Here is a 412-nt window from a genome sequence, read left to right as displayed (position 1 = left end):
CGCAGCAGACGGACCAGAGACCTCTCGGTCAGGTCCACGGCGGCCACGCCCACCCGGGCCGCGACGGTTCGGATGTCACGGAGCTCACCGGCCGCGGGATCCACGGGGGCGCGGGGAAGCTCCACCCCGCCGGCCGCGCCTTTCAAGGCCAGGAGGACGAGGTCGACGGCCTCGGTGCCGTACCCCATGGCGGCGGCCAGGGCGACCAGCCGCCCGCGCGAGGGCGGACGCCGGCCCGCCTCGTAGACGGAGATCATCTGCGCGGAGGTTCCGGAGGCGTTGGCCAGGTCCTGCCCGGTCCAGCCCCGGGCCTTGCGCAGGGTGGAGAGGACGAGGCTCTCGGGCGGGGGCGGCTCTTTCGGCTTGCGGGCTCTCATCTACTCATCTAGGTTACCGCTGCCCTCCTTTTCGT

Annotated in this window: 1 protein-coding gene; it reads right to left on the bottom strand. The window is 72.8% G+C overall.

Annotated elements, in window-relative coordinates; all coding sequences use genetic code 11:
• Positions 1-377: helix-turn-helix domain-containing protein (locus I6F37_RS42250; RefSeq protein ID WP_225154712.1), on the bottom strand; the 377-nt coding region annotated here is incomplete at its 3' end.
• Positions 378-412: the final 35 nt, after the last annotated feature.

The organism is Bradyrhizobium sp. NBAIM08 (assembly GCF_020193935.1).
Classification (GTDB): domain Bacteria; phylum Pseudomonadota; class Alphaproteobacteria; order Rhizobiales; family Xanthobacteraceae; genus Bradyrhizobium; species Bradyrhizobium yuanmingense.
This window is presented reverse-complemented; position numbering and strand designations above follow the sequence as displayed.